Origin of the sequence: Novilysobacter erysipheiresistens, assembly GCF_036663935.1 — a bacterium.
GTDB lineage: Bacteria > Pseudomonadota > Gammaproteobacteria > Xanthomonadales > Xanthomonadaceae > Novilysobacter > Novilysobacter erysipheiresistens.
Window position 1 is genome coordinate 195,013 of the sequence record NZ_JAXGFP010000006.1, and the last position, 18,000, is coordinate 213,012.

General features: G+C 67.8%; 18 protein-coding genes. 1 reads left to right on the top strand and 17 read right to left on the bottom strand.

What is annotated here, in order from left to right:
- Positions 1-54: 54 nt before the first annotated feature.
- The 14 genes from lpxK to SNE34_RS12435 all read right to left on the bottom strand — a co-directional run bounded on the left by lpxK (position 55) and on the right by SNE34_RS12435 (position 12,805).
- The gene (gene lpxK / locus SNE34_RS12370) at positions 55-1,101 is read right to left on the bottom strand and encodes a tetraacyldisaccharide 4'-kinase (protein WP_332617657.1); all 1,047 of its coding nucleotides are present in this window, start codon (positions 1,099-1,101) and stop codon (positions 55-57) included.
- Entirely contained in the window at positions 1,098-2,846 is a 1,749-nt protein-coding gene (gene msbA, locus SNE34_RS12375; RefSeq protein WP_332617659.1) for a lipid A export permease/ATP-binding protein MsbA, read from the bottom strand. The genes lpxK and msbA overlap by 4 nt, the downstream gene beginning before the upstream one ends.
- On the bottom strand, positions 2,843-3,286 hold the full coding sequence (locus SNE34_RS12380; protein ID WP_332617661.1) for an ExbD/TolR family protein: 444 nt from the start codon (positions 3,284-3,286) through the stop codon (positions 2,843-2,845). Before SNE34_RS12380 ends, msbA begins: the two co-directional genes overlap by 4 nt.
- 4 nt (positions 3,287-3,290) lie before the next feature.
- Positions 3,291-3,953, bottom strand: a complete 663-nt coding sequence (locus SNE34_RS12385) for a MotA/TolQ/ExbB proton channel family protein (RefSeq protein WP_332617664.1) — start codon at positions 3,951-3,953, stop codon at positions 3,291-3,293.
- Positions 3,954-3,993: 40 nt separating this feature from the next.
- Positions 3,994-6,327: a DNA internalization-related competence protein ComEC/Rec2 gene (locus tag SNE34_RS12390; RefSeq protein WP_332617809.1), complete on the bottom strand. Its 2,334-nt coding sequence runs from the start codon at positions 6,325-6,327 to the stop codon at positions 3,994-3,996.
- A gap of 135 nt (positions 6,328-6,462) precedes the next feature.
- Positions 6,463-7,170, bottom strand: coding sequence for a lipoprotein-releasing ABC transporter ATP-binding protein LolD (lolD, locus tag SNE34_RS12395; protein ID WP_332617666.1), 708 nt, complete (start codon positions 7,168-7,170; stop codon positions 6,463-6,465).
- 4 nt (positions 7,171-7,174) lie between these two features.
- A complete protein-coding gene (locus SNE34_RS12400) occupies positions 7,175-8,419 on the bottom strand; it encodes a lipoprotein-releasing ABC transporter permease subunit (RefSeq protein ID WP_332617669.1) in 1,245 nt (414 codons plus the stop codon).
- Between the two features lie 6 nt (positions 8,420-8,425).
- Positions 8,426-8,878, bottom strand: coding sequence for a hypothetical protein (locus SNE34_RS12405; RefSeq protein WP_332617670.1), 453 nt, complete (start codon positions 8,876-8,878; stop codon positions 8,426-8,428).
- A complete protein-coding gene (locus SNE34_RS12410; RefSeq protein ID WP_332617811.1) occupies positions 8,829-9,026 on the bottom strand; it encodes an FAD assembly factor SdhE in 198 nt (65 codons plus the stop codon). The genes SNE34_RS12405 and SNE34_RS12410 overlap by 50 nt, the downstream gene beginning before the upstream one ends.
- Before the next feature lie 53 nt (positions 9,027-9,079).
- Positions 9,080-9,865, bottom strand: a complete 786-nt coding sequence (locus SNE34_RS12415) for a succinate dehydrogenase iron-sulfur subunit (RefSeq protein WP_332617672.1) — start codon at positions 9,863-9,865, stop codon at positions 9,080-9,082.
- A gap of 19 nt (positions 9,866-9,884) precedes the next feature.
- On the bottom strand, positions 9,885-11,693 hold the full coding sequence (sdhA, locus tag SNE34_RS12420) for a succinate dehydrogenase flavoprotein subunit (RefSeq protein ID WP_332617674.1): 1,809 nt from the start codon (positions 11,691-11,693) through the stop codon (positions 9,885-9,887).
- Between the two features lie 6 nt (positions 11,694-11,699).
- On the bottom strand, positions 11,700-12,092 hold the full coding sequence (gene sdhD, locus SNE34_RS12425) for a succinate dehydrogenase, hydrophobic membrane anchor protein (RefSeq protein WP_332617676.1): 393 nt from the start codon (positions 12,090-12,092) through the stop codon (positions 11,700-11,702).
- Entirely contained in the window at positions 12,089-12,499 is a 411-nt protein-coding gene (sdhC, locus tag SNE34_RS12430) for a succinate dehydrogenase, cytochrome b556 subunit (RefSeq protein WP_332617679.1), read from the bottom strand. The genes sdhD and sdhC overlap by 4 nt, the downstream gene beginning before the upstream one ends.
- An 81-nt stretch (positions 12,500-12,580) precedes the next feature.
- Positions 12,581-12,805, bottom strand: coding sequence for a DUF1674 domain-containing protein (locus SNE34_RS12435; RefSeq protein ID WP_332617681.1), 225 nt, complete (start codon positions 12,803-12,805; stop codon positions 12,581-12,583).
- Between SNE34_RS12435 and ygfZ the strand changes: the two genes are divergently transcribed.
- Entirely contained in the window at positions 12,800-13,690 is an 891-nt protein-coding gene (ygfZ, locus tag SNE34_RS12440) for a CAF17-like 4Fe-4S cluster assembly/insertion protein YgfZ (protein ID WP_332617683.1), read from the top strand. The two genes, SNE34_RS12435 and ygfZ, sit on opposite strands and share 6 nt — an antisense overlap.
- A 112-nt stretch (positions 13,691-13,802) precedes the next feature.
- On the opposite strand, the gene SNE34_RS12445 is transcribed toward ygfZ, so the two are convergent.
- The 3 genes from SNE34_RS12445 to SNE34_RS12455 all read right to left on the bottom strand — a co-directional run bounded on the left by SNE34_RS12445 (position 13,803) and on the right by SNE34_RS12455 (position 17,924).
- Positions 13,803-16,040: a thiamine pyrophosphate-dependent enzyme gene (locus tag SNE34_RS12445; RefSeq protein WP_425604531.1), complete on the bottom strand. Its 2,238-nt coding sequence runs from the start codon at positions 16,038-16,040 to the stop codon at positions 13,803-13,805.
- Between the two features lie 141 nt (positions 16,041-16,181).
- Complete coding sequence (locus tag SNE34_RS12450) at positions 16,182-16,736, bottom strand: GNAT family N-acetyltransferase (RefSeq protein ID WP_332617687.1); 555 nt, start codon at positions 16,734-16,736, stop codon at positions 16,182-16,184.
- A 24-nt stretch (positions 16,737-16,760) separates the two neighbouring features.
- Entirely contained in the window at positions 16,761-17,924 is a 1,164-nt protein-coding gene (locus SNE34_RS12455) for an acyl-CoA dehydrogenase family protein (RefSeq protein ID WP_332617689.1), read from the bottom strand.
- Between the last annotated feature and the right edge of the window lie 76 nt (positions 17,925-18,000).

The window sequence follows — 18,000 nt, forward strand, 5'->3', positions numbered from 1 at the left end:
GCGATCGGACAATCGGTCGTGCGCGCCGACTCCAGATCGCGGCTGAAGCCGCTCCTACAAGGGGCTGCCGTCGATGGCTTGCAGACGATCCAGCAGCGAAATCCAGAACGCCTCGGGCAACTCGGCACGCACCGGCACGCTGTAGAACGCATCCGTGGCGAACTCCGCGCACTTGACCGCGTCCTTCTCGGTCATCAGCACCGGCAAGGGGCTGCCAAACTCGAAGTCGTCGGCGCGATAACGGTGGTGATCGGCGAAGGCATGCGGGACCACGGCGATGCCGAGCCCGCGCAACATGGCGAAGAAGCGCTCCGGATTGCCGATGCCCGCCACGGCGTGGACGCGGTGGCCGGAGAAGGTTTCCAGCGCGCGCGGGCGACCACCGGCGATCGGCATCGCACGGTCGGCGTGCAGGCGCATCGGCCATTCACCGAAGCCCGTTTCTGCGGCACCGGCGCTGCCGTTCGCCGTCGGCATGCTGGCGATGTTGATGACACGGAAATCGCACAGTGCGCCGCGCTCCGGCAGTTCGCGCAGCGGGCCGGCCGGCAGCAACTGGCCGTTGCCGTAACGGCGGCGGCCGTCGACCACCTCGATCTCGATGTCGCGTTTCAGCCGGTAATGCTGCAGGCCGTCGTCGCAGACCACGATGTCGCAGCCGGCCCCGGCCAGCGCCTTGGCAGCCGCCGCGCGGTCGCGGTCGGCACGCAGCTTGACCCCGGTGCGGCGGGCGATCAGCACCGGCTCGTCGCCGCCAACCGCCGGCGCGGTATCCGCCTCGACCCAGACGGCGGCACCGATATCGGCACGGCCGTAACCGCGGCTGGCCACGCCGGGCGTCCAGCCTTCGCTGCGCAGGCGCTCGACCAGGGCAATCGTCATCGGGGTCTTGCCGGCGCCGCCGGCGGTGATGTTGCCGACCACGATCACCGGCACGCCCGGGTGGCTGCGACGGAACCAGCCGGACTGGTACAGCCTGCGGCGAATGCCGGTCACCGCGGCATAGATCGACGCCAGCAGGCGCGATGCCAACGGCACCGGGCCGTCGCCGTACCAGTAACCGGGCTGGTGTTCGCGTCGGACACCCGGACCTGCGTTCATTGCGCCTCGCGAAATTGCATGCGGTGGAGGTGGGCGTACAGGCCACCGTGCTCCAGCAGTTCGGAATGGGTGCCGCGCTCGACGATGCGGCCCTCATCAAGCACCAGCACCTGGTCGGCATGTTCGATTGTCGACAGGCGGTGGGCAATGACCAGCGTGGTCCGGTCCGGCATCAGCCGGTTGAGCGCGTCCTGCACCAGGCGCTCCGACTCGGTATCGAGCGCGGCGGTGGCTTCGTCGAGGATCAGGATCGGCGCGTCCTTGAGCATCGCCCGGGCGATCGCGAGGCGCTGGCGCTGGCCGCCGGACAGGCGCCCGCCCTTGGTGCCGATGCTGGTGTCGGCCCCTTCGGGCAGGCGCTCGACGAACTCCATCGCGTTGGCGCCGCGGATCGCCTGGTCGAGGCCTTCGGGCGCCGCCTGTTCGAGTTCGCCGTAGGCGACGTTGGCAGCGACGGTGCCGTCGAACAGCATCACCTGTTGTCCGACCAGTGCGATCTGCCGACGCAGGTCGGCCAGCCGGTATTCACGCAGCGGATGACCGTCGAGCAGGATCTCGCCCGACTCGATCTCGTAGAAGCGCGGAATCAGCTTGATCAGGGTCGACTTGCCGCTGCCGGAGCGACCGACGATCGCGGTCACGGTGCCGGGCTCGGCGCGGAAGCTGACATCATCGAGCGCCGGTCGCGGCTGTCCTGCGTACCGTGCGCTGACTTCGCGGAACTCAAGCACACCACGGGCGCGCTCGAGCCCTCGGTTGCCGTCGTCGGCCTCGTCGTCCGCGTCGATCACGTCGAACAGCCGGTCGGCGGAGGCCACGCCTCGCTGCAACATGCCCTGCACGTTGGTCAGTTGCTTCAGCGACGGGATCATCGCCATCATCGAGATCATCAGGGTGACGAAACCGCCGGCGCTGAGCCGCCCCGCCATTGCCTCGCGGCCGGCGAAGAACAGCAGCAGCGCCAGCCCGATCGCGCCCATCAGCTGGACCATCGCCGAGGAGATGCTGCGGGTCGACTCGACCTTCAGGCTGAGCGTGAGGTGGTGGTCGGCCTGCCCGGCGTAGCGCGTCAACTCCACGCCTTGCGCGCCGTAGACCTTGACCTCCTGCTGGTTGGCCAGGGCCTGGTCTGCCGACTGCATCAGCGCCGCCCCGCTCTCCTGGATCTTGTGGCTGATCCGGCGGTAGCGCTTGCCGACCTTGTCCATGATCCAAGCCAGAGGCGGCGCCATGATCAGGATCGCGATGGTGACCTGCCAGCTGGTCCACAGCATCACCCCGAGCATCGCGATCACCTGCAGCGACTGCTGCAGCATGACCTTCATCGCGTCGATCGCGGCCTGTGCGACCTGGTCGCTGTCGGAGCCGAGCCGGACCAGCATCGACGGCACCGGTTCGCTGTCGAAACGCATCCCCGGCAGCCGCAGGTACTTGCCCAGCACCTGCACCCGCAGGTCGCGGGCGATGCTGCGGCCGGACTTGGCCATGTTGATGTCGGTGATGTAGCCGGCGATGCCGCGGGCGACGAACAACCCGACGATCGCCAGCGGCAACCACACGCTGGAGGCGGCGTCCTTGCTGATGAAGGTCTCGTCGATCACCGGCTCCATCAGCGCGGTGAATCCCGCGGCAGCCGCGGCCTCGATCAGCATGCCGACGCCGGCGACGGCGAGCAGCAGCCGGTACGGGCGGGCAAAGCGCAGCAATCGCCGGTAGACCTGCCACGGCGACACGGCTTGGGTCACGGGGCGCCACCCGGACTGGCATCGGGCGCGGTTGGCGGCGCGGTCGCGCTCATGATGCGGTTGAAGCCGAGTTGGCCGAGCGCGTCGTACACGGTAACCACCGCCTGGTACGGGGTGCGGGCGTCGGCGCGCAGCATCACCGGGCGGTCGCGTTCGCTGCCGGCGACCTCCGCGATGGTCGCCTTGAGCGAGGCGATGTCGGTGCGCAGCACTTCGCGGTCGTCGACGAAATAGCGGCCCTCGGCGTTGACCAGCACCACCAGCGGCTGTTCGGCCTCGCTCTGCTCGCCGGTTGCGCGCGGCAGCTCGAGCTGGATTACCGAGCGCGCATCGAAAGTGGCGGTGACCACGAAGAAGATGATCAGCACCAGGATGACGTCGATCATCGGAACCAGGTTGATCTCCGGCTCGTCGTCGGCGCGATGGTCGCGGATGCGCATGCGGTCAGCTCGCGCTCACCGGCGGGGCGATCCCGTGGCCGCCGGAGGCCACCTCGGCCGAAGCCGGCGCGGTCTCGATGGTGTCGAGCAACTGGATCGCCTCGTGTTCCATGTCGACGATGTATTCGGCGATGCGGCCACGGAACCAGCGGTGCGCCATCAGCGCCGGGATCGCCACGATCATGCCGGCGGCGGTGCAGATCAGCGCCTTGCCGATGCCGCCGGCGAGCTGGTTCACGTCGCCGATGCCATGGTCGAGAATGCCGAGGAACATCTGGATCATGCCGACCACGGTGCCAAACAGGCCCAGTAGCGGGCCCGCCGCGGCGATCGTGCCGAGCGAGTTGAGGTAACGCTCCATCCGGTGGACCAGGTGGCGGCCGACGTCCTCGATGCGCTCCCGGATCTGGTCGCGCGGACGGTGGCGCACGTCGAGAGCTGCGGCGAGCAAAGCGCCAAGTGGCGAAGTCGCCCGCAGCGATTCGATATGGCTGGGATCGAGCTTGCCGCCGGCGGCCCAGGTGCGGACTTCCTTGCCGAGGTTCGGGGGCATCACCGCGACGCGGCGCAACGTCCAGGCCCGCTCGACGATGATCGCCAGCGCCAGCGCCGACAACAGCAACAACGGAATCATCGGCCAACCGCCGGCCTTGACCAGTTCCAGCACGCGCAATCCTCCGGCCCCGGGGCCGTTCTGTGAAAGGAGCTCAATCCGGCCGATAGGATAGCCCAGCCGGCGCAGCGGCCGGCGCCTGCCGGGTCCGTCGGGCCGCGTCCCACAGGCGCGGGTGTGCGCGCCGTCGCGTTTCCACCGCTGGTCCGCCCGGAACCAGCCGCACGGTGAGCGCCCCGCCCTCGCTGGTCACCCGGGTCTCGGCGCCGGCGTGATGCCAGCGCGCCATGACGTCGGCCTTGGGATGGCCGAAACGGTTGCCGTGGCCGTTGGACACCAGGGCGAAGCGTGCGCCGGTGGCCACGATGAATCCGGGATCGGATGCGCTGGCGCTGCCGTGGTGGGCGACCAGCACCACTTCGGCGCGGATCGACGTGGCCGGTTCGAGCTCGGCGCGACGCACCAGGTCGCGCTCGATGACCTCGCCAATGTCGCCGGTCAGCAACGCCGTGCCGTGCGCGGTCTGGATCCGCAGCACGCAACTGGCCTCGTTGCCGAGGTATGGAAAGTACGGCGGTGGATGCAGGAAGCGGAAATCGACGCCGTCCCATTGCCAGGCGCGGCCGGCCACGCACGGGCGGGTGCCGACCAGCGGCGCGCCTTCCGGTGCGTAGGCGGCGCCGACCGGCACTGCGCGCCGAACCGCATCGAAACCGCCAGCGTGGTCGTTGTCGCCATGACTGACCACTGCTAGATCGAGTTGTCCGACCCCGAGTGCGCGCAACGCCGGCAACACCACCCGTTCGCCGGCGTCGAAACCTGCCGGCATTGCCGGCCCCATGTCGTACAGCAGGCTGTGGTGGGCCGTGCGAACCAGCACCGACAGCCCCTGGCCGACATCGAGTACCCGCAGTTCGGCCTCACCCCGTGCCGGGAGGTGGCGTGCCGGCAGCAACAGCGGCAACCACAACAACAGCGCCAGCGGCCGACCCGGAAGGCCACGCGGCAGCAACAGCCAGAACGCGCCGAGCATTGCCAACGGCATCGCGAACCAAGCCGGCTCGGCCAGCCACCACAACGCCAGGTCGCTATCAGCGAGCCACTCGAACAACGACCAACTGCGCTCGAAACACCAGGCCGCCAGTTGCCACGGCCACGCACCGAGACCGGCCCCCAGGGCCTCCAGCGCGGTGCCGAGCAACGCCAGCGGCACCACCACCAGGCTCCACCACGGCACCGCCAGCAAGTTGGCGAGCGGCCCGACCAGCGATGCTTGGCCGAACAGCACTACGCTCAACGGCAGCAAGCCCAGCGTCGCCACGCCCTGCGCCGAGACCAGGTCGCGGAGCGGCCGGCGACCGGCGCCCGGCAGGCACCACAGCAGCCACGCCACGCCAAAGAAGCTGAGCCAGAAGCCTGCACCCAGCACTGCCAACGGATCGACCAGCAGGATCGCGATGGCGGCCAGCGCGAGACTGTCGAACGTGCTGGTGCTGCGGCGGAACACCCGCAAGCCGGCGACCACCGCGATCATCAGTACCGTGCGCACGGTCGGTAGCGCGAAGCCGGCGACGGCCGCATACAGCATCGCGCCAGCAAGGCCGGCCACGGCGGCCGCCACCGGTCGCGGACAGCGTCGCCCGAGTGCCGGCCACAGCCACCAGATGCCCGCCACGACCAGAGCGAAGAAACCGGCAACCAGGCCGACATGGAAGCCGGAGATCGCAACGAGGTGGGTCAGGCCGTTGGCACGCAGCACCTGCCAGTCGGCATCGTCGAGCCCGCGGGTATCGCCCAGCGCGAGCGCGCGGATAAAGCGGGCGCCCCCGCCCTCCACGGCCCCGGCGATACGCGATGACATCGACTCGCGCCACGCATCCAGGCCCGAGGCCGGTGCGAGCAGTCGCGCGGCTTCCGGGTCCCCGACGTAGCCGCTGGCGGCGAGCCGACGCTCCAATGCGCGCTTCTCGCTGTCGAAGCCGCCCGGATTACGCAGTCCTCGCGGTGCGCGCACGCGTGCGGTCAACTGCCATTGCTGGCCGGCCAGGAGCCGGTCGCGGCCGGTCCCCGCCCCGTCGTAGTCGTCGTACCACGACAATTGCAGCAGGCGGCCGCGCAGTGGCGCCGGCTGGTCGGAAGTATCGGAAACCCGGAAGGCAAATGCAGTGCGGCGGCTCTGGTGCTCCGGCAGCTCGACCACCCGCCCCTGCACCGTGACTTCGCGCTTTTCCCAGTCCACCGGCAGTTGCAGCGACAGCGCATGGGCCGCGTGCAAACCGGCCAGGGCGAAGCCGAACGCCAGCGCGCCGATCCAGCGCACGGCACGCCCGCGCCACCAGAGCAACGCCCCAATCAGTAGCGCCGACCAGAGCCACGGCTGGGAAGCCAGCGCGGGCGACCACAGGCAAGTGGCGATCCCCGTCAGCAATGCCAACGCAACGGTTTTGCCGAACGGCGCAGCCGCTGGCCACGTGACAGTCCGCGCGCGTTCGCGGCGGACCGAATCGCCGGCATCTCCGGGCGGCGGATTGGACAACGGCATCCTTGCCGTTTCATTCATGGCTTACGCCTCGCTGGGTGGGATTTCCCGCAACTTGCCTTCGTGCAGTTCCAATACCCGGTCGAGCCGCCGCGCGAGGCGGCGGTCATGGGTAACCAGCACCAGGCTGGTGTGCTGTTCGCGGTTGAGTTCCAGCATCAACTCGAACACCGTCGCCGCGGTCTTTTCGTCGAGGTTGCCGGTCGGCTCGTCACCAAGCACGCAGGCCGGATGGTTGACCAGGGCGCGGGCGACCGCGGCGCGCTGGCGCTCGCCGCCGGACAGTTCGCCGGGCTTGTGCTCGAGCCGGTGACCGAGACCGACCGACTCCAGCAGCGCCCGCGCGCGCTTGCGCGCCTCCGGCACGTTGGTGCCATTGAGCAGCACCGGCAGCATCACGTTCTCGACCGCGGTGAACTCCGGCAGCAGGTGATGGAACTGGTAGACGAAGCCCAACGCCTTGTTGCGCAGGGCACCGCGGGCGGTATCGGACAACGCGCTCATCTTCCGGCCGGCGACGAACACCTCGCCCGCGGTCGGCGTGTCGAGGCCGCCAAGCAGGTGCAGCAAGGTGCTCTTGCCGGCGCCGGACGCGCCGAGGATCGCCACGGTCTCGCCCTTGTTGACCGCCAGGTGCAGGCCATCGAACACCGGCGTGCGCAGCTTGCCTTCGGCGTAGACCATGCCGAGGCCGTCGCAACTGATGACGGTTTCGGGGACACTCGCGTTCATCGGCTCACTCATAACGCAACGCCTCCGCCGGCGGCGTGCGCGCCGCGCGCCAGGCCGGATAGATCGTCGCGATCAGCGCCATCGTCAGCGCCACCGCGGCGATCGCGACCACGTCGCTGGTCTTGAGCTCGGTCGGAAGGCCGGTGATGTAGTAGACGTCTTCCGGCAGCAGGGTCACACCGAACACCTTCTCGATCGCGAACAGGATGTGCTTCAGGTTGAGGGTCAGCACGATGCCGCCAATCACCCCCAGCAAGGTGCCGATCACACCGATCAGGCTGCCCTGCACCACGAACACCGTCATTACCCCGCGTGGGCTGAGGCCGAGCGTGCGCAGGATCGCGATGTCGGCCTGCTTGTCGGTGACCAGCATCACCTGCGAGGACACCAGGTTGAATGCGCCCATCGCGATGATCAGCGACAGCAAGATCGCCATCAGGGTCTTCTCCATCTTCAACGCGCGGAACATGTTGGCGTTGTCGGTGGTCCAGTCGCTGACCTGATACGGCCCCCCCAGCTCGAGCGCGAGGTCGCGGGCGACGTCCCAGGCCAGGTTCATGTCGTGCAGCTTGAGGCGGATGCCGGTGACTCCCTCGCCCAGCCGCATCAGCCGCTGCATGTCGTCCATGTGGACGAAGGCCATGCTGCGGTCGTACTCGTTGTAGCCGACCTCGAACACGCCGCTGACGTTGAAGCGCTTGAGCTGCGGCACCGCGCCGACCGGGGTACTGCGGAAGTCGGCGATCGTCATCACCACGCTGTCGCCGACCCCGACGCCGAGCCAGGCCGCCAGTTCCCGGCCGAGGATGATGTTGAAGCTGCCGGGTTCGAGCGATTCCAGTTCGCCCTGCACCATCTTGTCGCCGAGTACCGACACCGTGCGCTCGTCGGCCGGGACCACGCCGCGGACGAATGCCGGCTGCTGGCGCGGGCCGTTGAGCAACGCCTCCTTCTCGACATAAGGCGCCGCACCGGCAACGCGCGCGTCGGCCAGTGCGAGATCAACCGCCTGCTGCCACTCGGTTATCGGCTCGCCATAAGCGCTGACGGTCGCGTGCGCGGCCATCTGCAACATGCGGTCGCGGATCTCGCGCTGGAAACCGGTCATCACCGCCAAGGTGGTGATCAGCGCCGCCACGCCCAGCGCGATGCCGAGGATCGAGGCCAGCGAGATGAAGGAGATAAAGCCATTGCGGCGTTTGGCGCGCAGGTAGCGCAGGCCGATGGCGACAGGGATGGGTTTGAACATAGCCTTCTATGGTGCCATCGAAGCCGGTGCGCGCGGGGATGTTTCGACCGGCGCGGCCAGCCGGAGTTCACGGCGGGCATCGGCCGTCAGGGTGTCAGGCCACCAGACCCGTCGCTGCACCCTGCCCTCGCCGTCGCGCCAGCGGGCAAACGCGAGCATTCCGCGCCACTCGATCCCGAAGCCCTCGATGCGTTCGCCGTCGACCTCGACCCGGGTGCCGGCGTCGTGGATCACGATCTCGTTCGGAGGTTTGCGCGACTCGCGATGCGCCAGCCACAGCCCGTAGCCGAGTGCGAATACCGCCAGCGGCCACGCCAACCGCGGCGCGAGGTCGGAGGTCAGCAGGGAGACATTGGCAAGCACCGCCAACACGCACAGCGCGGCGATCAACCAGCGCGACGGCCGCCACTCAACCCGGCAGGGAGCGGATGCGTTGGACCAGTGCGGCGAGTTCGGCATCGAACGGGGTCTCGTGGCCCATGAACCAGTGCCAGAGCTTATCGTCCTCGCAGTCCAGCAGCCGTAGGAAAACCCCGCGCTGCAACTCGGAATCCGCGTGCCATTCGGTGTCGAGATAGCGGCCGAACAACTGGTCCAGTTCGCGCATGCCGCGCCGGGATTTCCAGCGCAGGCGGCGCAGCTCGGCGTCGTCGGTGCCGGTCAAAGAGCCCGGCGCTCCAGCATCAGCTTCTTGGTCTCGGCGATCGCCTGCGCCGGGTTCAAGCCCTTCGGGCAGGTCCGGGTGCAGTTCATGATCGTGTGGCAGCGGTACAGCTTGAACGGATCTTCGAGGTCGTCCAGGCGCGCGCCGGTGTCCTCGTCGCGGCTGTCGACGATCCAGCGGTAGGCCTGCAGCAGGATCGCCGGGCCGAGGTAACGCTCGCCGTTCCACCAGTAGCTCGGGCAGCTGGTCGAGCAGCACGCGCACAGGATGCACTCGTACAGCCCGTCGAGCTTCTTGCGGTCGGTCGGCGACTGCAGACGCTCGCGGTCGGTCGGCGCTGGGGTCTGCGTCCGGATCCACGGCTTGATCGACGCGTACTGGGCATAGAAGTGGGTCAGGTCCGGCACCAGGTCCTTGACCACGTCCATGTGCGGCAGCGGGTAGATCGGCACGTCGGCCTTGGCGCAGTCGTCGATCGCCTTGGTGCAGGCCAGCGTGTTGGTGCCGTCGATGTTCATCGCGCACGAACCGCAGATGCCCTCGCGGCAGGAGCGGCGGAAGGTCAGGGTCGGGTCGATCTCGTTCTTGATCTTGATCAGCGCGTCCAGGACCATTGGGCCGCAGGTCGCCATGTCCACCTCGTAGGTGTCCACGCGCGGCTTCATGCCGTCGTCCGGGTTCCAGCGATAGACCTTGAAGGTGCGCGGTTGCTTCGCGCCCTGCGCGGGCCAGTGACGGCCCTGCTGGATCTGCGAGTTCTTGGGAAGGGTGAATTCGGCCACGTCTTGGACTCGCTCTTGATCAGTAAACGCGCTTCTTCGGCGGGACCACGTCGACATCCTTGCTCAACGTGTACATGTGCACCGGGCGGTAGTCGATGCGGGTGTTGCCGGCCTCGTCGACCCAGCACAGGCTGTGCTTGTGCCAGTTGGCGTCGTCGCGCTCCGGGAAGTCGTCGCGCGCGTGGGCGCCGCGCGATTCCTTGCGGTTCTCGGCGCAGACGATCGTCGCCAGCGCCTGGTCGAGCAGGTTGCGCAGCTCGCAGGTCTCGACCAGGTCGGTGTTCCAGATCAGTGACTTGTCGGTGACCTTGACGTCGGCGAACGAGGCGTGGATCTCGCGGATCTTGGCCACGCCCTCTTCCAGCGTGTCCTGGGTGCGGAACACCGCGGCGTCGGCCTGCATCGCGCGTTGCATCTTGTCGCGGATGACCGCGGTGGGGGTGCCGCCGTTGGCGTTGCGCAGCTTGTCCAGTCGCGCCAGTGCTTCGTCGCAGGCATCGGCCGGCAGGTCGGGCTGCGGCGCGTCGGACACGATCGTCTCGGCGCAACGGTTTGCTACCGCGCGGCCGAACACCACCAGGTCGAGCAGCGAATTGGAGCCCAGGCGGTTGGCGCCATGCACCGACACGCAGGCGGCCTCGCCGATCGCGTACAGGCCCGGCACCACTTCATCGGGGTTGCCGTTCTTCAGCTGCACCACTTCGCCGTGGTAGTTGGTCGGGATGCCGCCCATGTTGTAGTGCACGGTCGGGATGACCGGGATCGGCTCCTTCTCGACATCGACGTTGGCGAAGATGCGCGCCGACTCGGCGATGCCCGGCAGCTTCTCGTGGATGACCTCGGGGCCGAGGTGGGTCAGGTCGAGCAGCATGTGGTCCTTGTGCTCGCCGACGCCGCGGCCTTCGCGGATCTCCATCGTCATCGCACGGCTGACAACGTCGCGCGAGGCGAGGTCCTTGGCCGACGGCGCGTAGCGCTCCATGAAGCGCTCGCCCTGGGCGTTGCGCAGGATGCCGCCTTCGCCGCGCACGCCCTCGGTGATCAGGCAACCGGCGCCGTAGATGCCGGTCGGATGGAACTGCACGAACTCCATGTCCTGCAGCGCAATGCCGGCGCGCAGCGCCATGCCGCCACCGTCGCCGGTGCAGGTGTGGGCAGAGGTCGCCGAGAAATACGCGCGGCCGTAGCCGCCGGTCGCCAGCACCGTGCCCTGGGCGCGGAACAGGTGCAGCGTGCCCTCGGCCAGGTCCAGCGCCAGCACGCCGCGGCAGGTGCCGTCGGCGTCCATGATCAGATCGAGCGCGAAGTACTCGATGAAGAACTGCGCGTCATGCGCCAGCGACTGCTGGTACAGCGTGTGCAGGATCGCGTGACCGGTGCGGTCGGCCGCGGCGCAGGTGCGCTGCGCGGCCGGGCCTTCGCCGTACTTCGTCGTCATGCCGCCGAACGGGCGCTGGTAGATCCGCCCGTCGTCGGTGCGCGAGAACGGCACGCCCTGGTGCTCCAGCTCGATGATCGCCGGGATCGCCTCGCGGCACATGTACTCGATCGCGTCCTGGTCGCCCAGCCAGTCCGAACCCTTGATGGTGTCGTAGTAGTGGTAGCGCCAGTCGTCCTCGCCCATGTTGCCGAGCGCGGCGGCGACGCCCCCCTGGGCGGCGACGGTGTGCGAACGGGTCGGGAACACCTTGGTGACGCAGGCGGTCTTGAGCCCCTTCTGGGCGAGGCCGAAGGTGGCGCGCAGGCCGGCACCACCGGCGCCGACCACGAGCATGTCGAACTTGTGCTCGGTGATCTTGTAATCAGGGTTCTTGGATGCAGCGACCATGGTCGATCAGGCTCCCAGCGAAATACGGATGACGGCGAGCACGCTGGCAAGTCCGGCGAGAGCGCAAACGAAGATGACCGCGAGCTGCGAGACAGCCGCCAGCCACGGGGTATGGACGTAATCCTCGACGATCACCTGCATGCCGAGCTTGGCGTGCCAGAACGAGGCGACCAGGAACGCCACCAGCAGCAGCGCATTGCACGGCTGGGCAACGGTCGCGCGCACGGCGGCGTAGTCGGCACCGATCAGCCAGACCACCAGCCCGACCACGTAGATCGACAGGAACACCAGCGCGATCGCGGTGATGCGCTGGATGACGAAGTGGCCAGTACCGTCCTTGGCCGAACCCAGTCCGCGGGCGCGCTTGAGCGGCGTGCGGAGCTTGTCGGTGACCTTCATACGCCACCCCACTGGCTCATCGCCGCCATCCAGATCAGCGCGGTCAGCACAAGGCTGCCGACGACCGAGATCCAGCTGTTACGGACGAAGCTTTCGATCCGGAAACCAAGCCCCGCGTCCTGCAACAGGTGGCGGATGCCGTTGACCAGGTGGTAGGCGAGCGCCCAGCTCCAGCCGAACAGGATCAGGAAGCCGAAGCCCGACCGGGCGAAACCGCTGAACCCGGCCCACTGCTCGGGACCGGCCGCAAGCGACCACAGCGCCCAGACGATCAACAGGCTGCCGACGGTGAGGATGATGCCGGTGGCCCGGTGCAGGAGCGATGTCACCATCTGCACCTGCCAGCTGTAGACCTGCATATGGGGTGAAAGGGGTCGCGGGGACCGGGGTCGTTCGCTGTTCGCCATGCGCTGGCTGTCTCGGCTGGGCGGCCGGGGCCGCGTGGCAGGAGTGGATCTGGAAATCACTGTTGGGCTTGGGTCGGGCGGTCAGAAGTCTATGCAACGACCGTTTTTTTCCCAGTCACCGAAGCGGGTCGGATCGGGCCCGGCGCGCCCGCCAAACTCCTCGGCGACCGACGCGGTTTCGGAGCGTCGGTCGGATGGCCCCGTTTCCGTCGCCCCGCTCGGCTCGGCGGCGGTCGTGGAAGCGGGGTCGGGAGGGGTTTGGCCTATCATCACAACAACGAAGCTTAATTGCCGCCCCCCATGCATGACAAGTCGCCGGCTCCCGCCAACCCGATGTTTGCGCTATCCGGACAGCACCTGATCGCGATGGACGGACGCGATGCCGCGGCGTTCGCGCAGGCCCAGTTCATGAACGATCTCAACGGCTTGCAACCGGGCCAGTGGCACTGGAACGGCTGGCTTACGCCGAAGGGTCGTGTGCTGGCGCTGTTCGCGTTGCTGAAATGGTCGGAACAGCGCGTATGGCTGTTGGTGCCCGATGCCGACGCGATTGCGCTGGCCGAGGGGCTGAAACGGTTCCTGTTTCGCAGCAAAGTAGCGATCGAGGTGCGCGACGACCTGCAGGTGGCCGGCGCATTCGCCCCGCCCGCGACCGCGAAGGGCAACGCGTTCTCCGGTGACGAAAACAGTAGCGTGGAACTCGACATGGGCGCCGAGGGCGGGGCGCGCTGCCTGCGGATCATGCCGCGCAGGCAGCCATCGGGTGCTTGCGCCGTATTGGAGGAACCCGGCGAGATTGCCCGGTGGAAGTCATTCGATCTCGAGCACGGCCTACCCCGCCTGCCGGCGTCCCAAGTCGAGCACTGGACGCCACAGCAGCTGTCGCTGGATCGACTTCACGGTTTCAGCGTCAAGAAGGGTTGCTACCCCGGACAGGAAATCGTCGCGCGGACCCACTTCCTCGGCAAGGCGAAGCGTGGCTTGGCGTTGCTGGAAGGTGATGAACCGATGACGCCAGGGAACGAGGTGCGCAATAGCGATGCCGCGCTGGGACCGGTGATCGCCAGCGCCGATGCCGACGGCCGACATATCGCGCTTGCAGTACTGCCGCTTGAACGCGAGGCTTCCGCGTTGGTCGTCGACAGTCAGCCGGTGCGTGAGGGCGCATTGAAGGCGGGACTGGCGCGCTGAAGGACGAGGCCAGGCTCTTGTAGGAGCGACGTAAGTCGCGACTTCCCGAACCTCCGTGACGATGTACAGGTCGCGACTTGCGTCGCTCCTACCCGAAGCGCTCTGGCGATACTCAACCGGCCAGGCGATCGGCGGCGGCGACGATGTCTTCCTCGCCGGGAATCACCAGGAACGCTGCGCCGGCCAGCGGGGTGTAGGTGTCGACGCCGACCACGCGCTGGAACGGACGCGCGCCGAAGCCGCCCTCGGCGATCGCGGTGATCACGCCCTCGCCGACGCCGGCGCTGCGACGTCCTTCATCGACAATCAATATGCGCTTGGCGTTGCGCGCCTGCTCGACGATGAACCCGTCATTGAGCGGCACCAGCCAGCGCAGGTCGACCACCCTCGCCTTCCAGCCATGTTTCTGCTCGATCTGGCGCGCCGCACGCAGGCTCATCGGCACGCCGTTGCCGTAGGTGAAGATCACCAGGTCGTCGTTGCCCTCGTCGTAGACGCGTCCCTCGCCCAGCTCCATCGCCTCGCCGGGCGCCGGGAAGCCGGTCAGCCAGCCGCCGTCGCCGGCCTCGTGCAGGTCCTTGGTCATGTACAGCGCGATCGGCTCCAGCAACACCGCGACGCGTCCATCGACCTTCGCCAGCGCGGTCAACGTGCGCAGCATCGTCACCGCGTCGTCGCCGCGCGACGGGCAGCCGACGACGAGGCCCGGAATGTCGCGCAACGCGGTGATCGAGTTGTCGTTGTGGAAGTGGCCGCCAAAACCGCGCTGGTAACCAAGGCCGGCGATGCGCACCACCATCGGGTTGCGGTACTGGTCGTTGCTGAAGAACTGCAACGACGCCGCCTCGCCGCGCAACTGGTCGCAGGCGTTGTGGAAATACGCGAGGTACTGGATCTCCGGGATCGGCAGCAGGCCGACGTTGGCGAACCCCTGCGCCATGCCGAGGATCATGGTCTCGTCGAGCAGGGTGTTGAACACCCGGCGAGGGCCGAAGGCCTTCTGCAGTCCGCGGGTGACGGTGTAGACGCCGCCCTTCTGCGCCACGTCCTCGCCGAACAGCAACGTCTCCGGGTATTTGGCGAAGGTGTCGTGCAGGGCGTTGTTGATCTGGATCGCCAGATGCCTCGGCGGCTGGTTCTCCGGCAGTTTGTCGTCGCCACCAAATACCTCCAGTCGGCGCGCTGCATAGTCGGCGCGCTCGGCCTCGGCCTTCACTGCGGCCGGGGTATACGGTGCCAGCGGTGCGATCACGTCGTCGAGCTTGTCGAGCTTGGGCCGGCGGTCGGCCTCCTCGGCGGCGGCGAAACAGCGCTTGCGGGTGGCCTCGTACAGCGCCAGCACCTCGTCCTTCGACATCAGGCCCGACTGCAACGCGATCGCGGCGGAGCGCAACAGCGGGTCGCTGGCCTCGACCGCGCACAGCTCCTCGATCGAACGCCATTCGATCTCGAAGTCGGTGCCGGCGTGGCCCATGATCCGGGTCGTGCGCAGGTGCAGGAAGGTCGGGCGACGGGTCTTGCGGCAATGCTCGACCGCGCGCTGCACGTCGGCATAGCCGTTGGCCAGATCGAGGCCGTCGGCATAGAAATAATCGAGGTCCGGGCGCTGCGAGAAGTTGCGCTCGACCCAGCCGTTCGGGGTCTTGACCGAGATGCCGATGCCGTTGTCTTCGCACACGAACAGCACCGGTGCCGGCAGCTTCTGGTACGCGGTCCAGGCGGCGGCGTTGAACGCGGTCTGGGCGGTGGCGTGATTGCTCGACGCGTCACCGAACGAGCAGATCGCGATGCTGTCGTCCGGGATCGGCAGGTCGTGGCCGAGGCGGCGGCCGGTCTCGATCGCGATCGCGGTGCCGAGCGCCTTGGGGAGGTGCGATGCGATCGTCGAGGTCTGCGGCAACACCCACAACGGCTTGCTGCCCCAGACCTTGTGGCGGCCGCCGGAAATCGGGTCTTCGCTGCTGGCGGCGAAGCTCAGCGCCGAGTCCATCACCGGGTCCATCCCCGGCAGCTTGCGGAAACGCTCGGCCATGAAGCCGCCGCTGCGGTAGTGCAGGAACGCCGGATCGGTGTGGCGGGTCGCCCGGGCGACCATCGCGTTGCCCTCGTGGCCGGAGCTGCCGATCGTGTAGAAGACCTTGTTCTGGACCCGCAGCACGCGCGCCATCAGGTCGAGGTGGCGGCTGATCAGCTGCGACTCGAACAGCTCGCGGAAGCCTTGCGCGTCGAGCGCGCTGCCGTCGAGGATGGGTTCGTGTGGCGCCGGCGCCGCCTCGACATCGCCGTCCCAGTCGCGCACGAACTCGCTGAAGTTGACGTCGCATATCTCGGCGCGGTTGAGGCCCTTCATGCGCGCGGGAATTCGGTTCGGAAGTATGGACATGGTCGAATGGTGGTTTGTAGGAGCGGCTTCAGCCGCGATCCGAAAGTCGAGGGGCGACCGGAATATCCGATCGCGGCTGAAGCCGCTCCTACAGGAAGGCGGCGCCGGTCATCCGCGGGGTCGACGCGCGAACCATTGCTCGCGCGACTGCCCCCACATTTCGACCGGGTGCACGTCCAGCGGCGGTGGCAACTTGCCCGGGCCGCGAACCTGCGAACCCAGGCGCTTGGCCACCCCCTGCGAACCGGTATTGGCCGGATCGATGCAGTGGATCACGTCGCTCCAGCCCAACGTATCGAAGGCCCAGTCGATCGCCGCAGTGCAGGCTTCGGTGGCATGGCCCTTGCCGCGCGCATCCGGGTGGAAGGAATAGCCGACCTCGTTACCCGGCCAGCCATCGGGCTTCCACGGCCCGGCCTGGCCCAGCCACTGCCCGCTCGACTTGTCGATGATCGAGAACATGCCGAAACCCTGCAGCAGCCATGCACCGGGCACCTGCAGGAATCGTCGCCAGGCGTCGCCGCGGGTCAGCGGACCACCGATGAAATGCGAGCTGTCGTCCGCGAACGCCTCGGCGTAGCGGTCGAAATCCTCGATCCGCGGCACGCGCAGGATCAGTCGCTCGGTTTCGATGACCGGGCTATTGGTGATCTCAAGCTTCATTCGACACGCCCTCGGGCAGCCCGATCAAAATGCGTTGATGCCGGTCAGTTCGCGGCCCACCACCAACTGGTGCACGGTCTCGGTGCCCTCGTAGGTGATCACCGATTCCAGGTTGAGCGCATGGCGGATCGCGACGTGTTCGGTGGTGATGCCGGCGCCACCGAGCAGGTCGCGGCACTGGCGGGCGATGTCGATCGCCATCCGGCAGTTGTTCCACTTGGCCAGCGACACCTGGGTCGGCGCCATCTTGCCGGCGTCCTTCAGGCGGCCGAGCTGCACGACCAGCAACTGCGCCATCGTGATCCGGCGCGCCATGTCGGCCAGCTTCAACTGGGCGCTCTGGGTCGCCGCCACCGGGCGGTCGAACAGGATGCGTTCCTTGGAATAGTTCAGCGCCTCGTCGAGGCAGGCGACCGCCGCGCCGATCGGGCCCCAGGTGATGCCGTAGCGGGCCTGAGTCAGGCAGCCGAGTGGACCCTTGAGGCCCTTTACGTTCGGCAGGCGGTTGGCCTCCGGCACGCGCACGTTGTCGAAGAACAGCGACGAAGTCACCGAGGCGCGCAGCGACATCTTGTGCTTGATTTCCTGCGCGGCGAAGCCGGCCATGCCCTTCTCGACCACGAAGCCCTGGATGCCGTCGTCGGTCTGCGCCCAGACGATCGCGATGTCGGCGACGTTGCCGTTGGTGATCCACATCTTGGAGCCGTTGAGGACCCAGTCGCCGCCGTCCTTCCTGGCGTTGGTCTTCATGTTGGCCGGGTCGGAACCACCATGCGCCTCGGTCAGGCCGAAGCAGCCGATGACCTTGCCGGCGGCCATGTCGGGCAACCAGCGCTTCTTCTGCTCCTCCGACCCATACGCAAAGATCGGGTACATGCACAACGACGACTGCACCGAGACGAAGCTGCGGATACCGCTGTCGCCACGCTCCAGTTCCTGGCAGATCAGGCCGTAGGACACCGAGTTGAGGCCGCCGCCACCGTACTCCTCCGGCAGCGACGAACCGAGCAGGCCGAGCTCGGCGATCTCGGGGATCAACTCCTTCGGGAACCGGCCTTGGTCGAAGGCATCGCCGATGATCGGCAACACCCGTTCGTCGGTGAACCGCGCCACCGTGTCCTGCACCGCACGCTCCTCTTCGCTGAGCAGGGAACGGACGTCATACAGGTCATAGGGATGCAGGGCCATGGTCGACTCGAACGTGGGAAAACGGCCATTGTAAGGCTGTCGCGACCGCGAAGGCACGCACCCCCGCTGCCGCCCG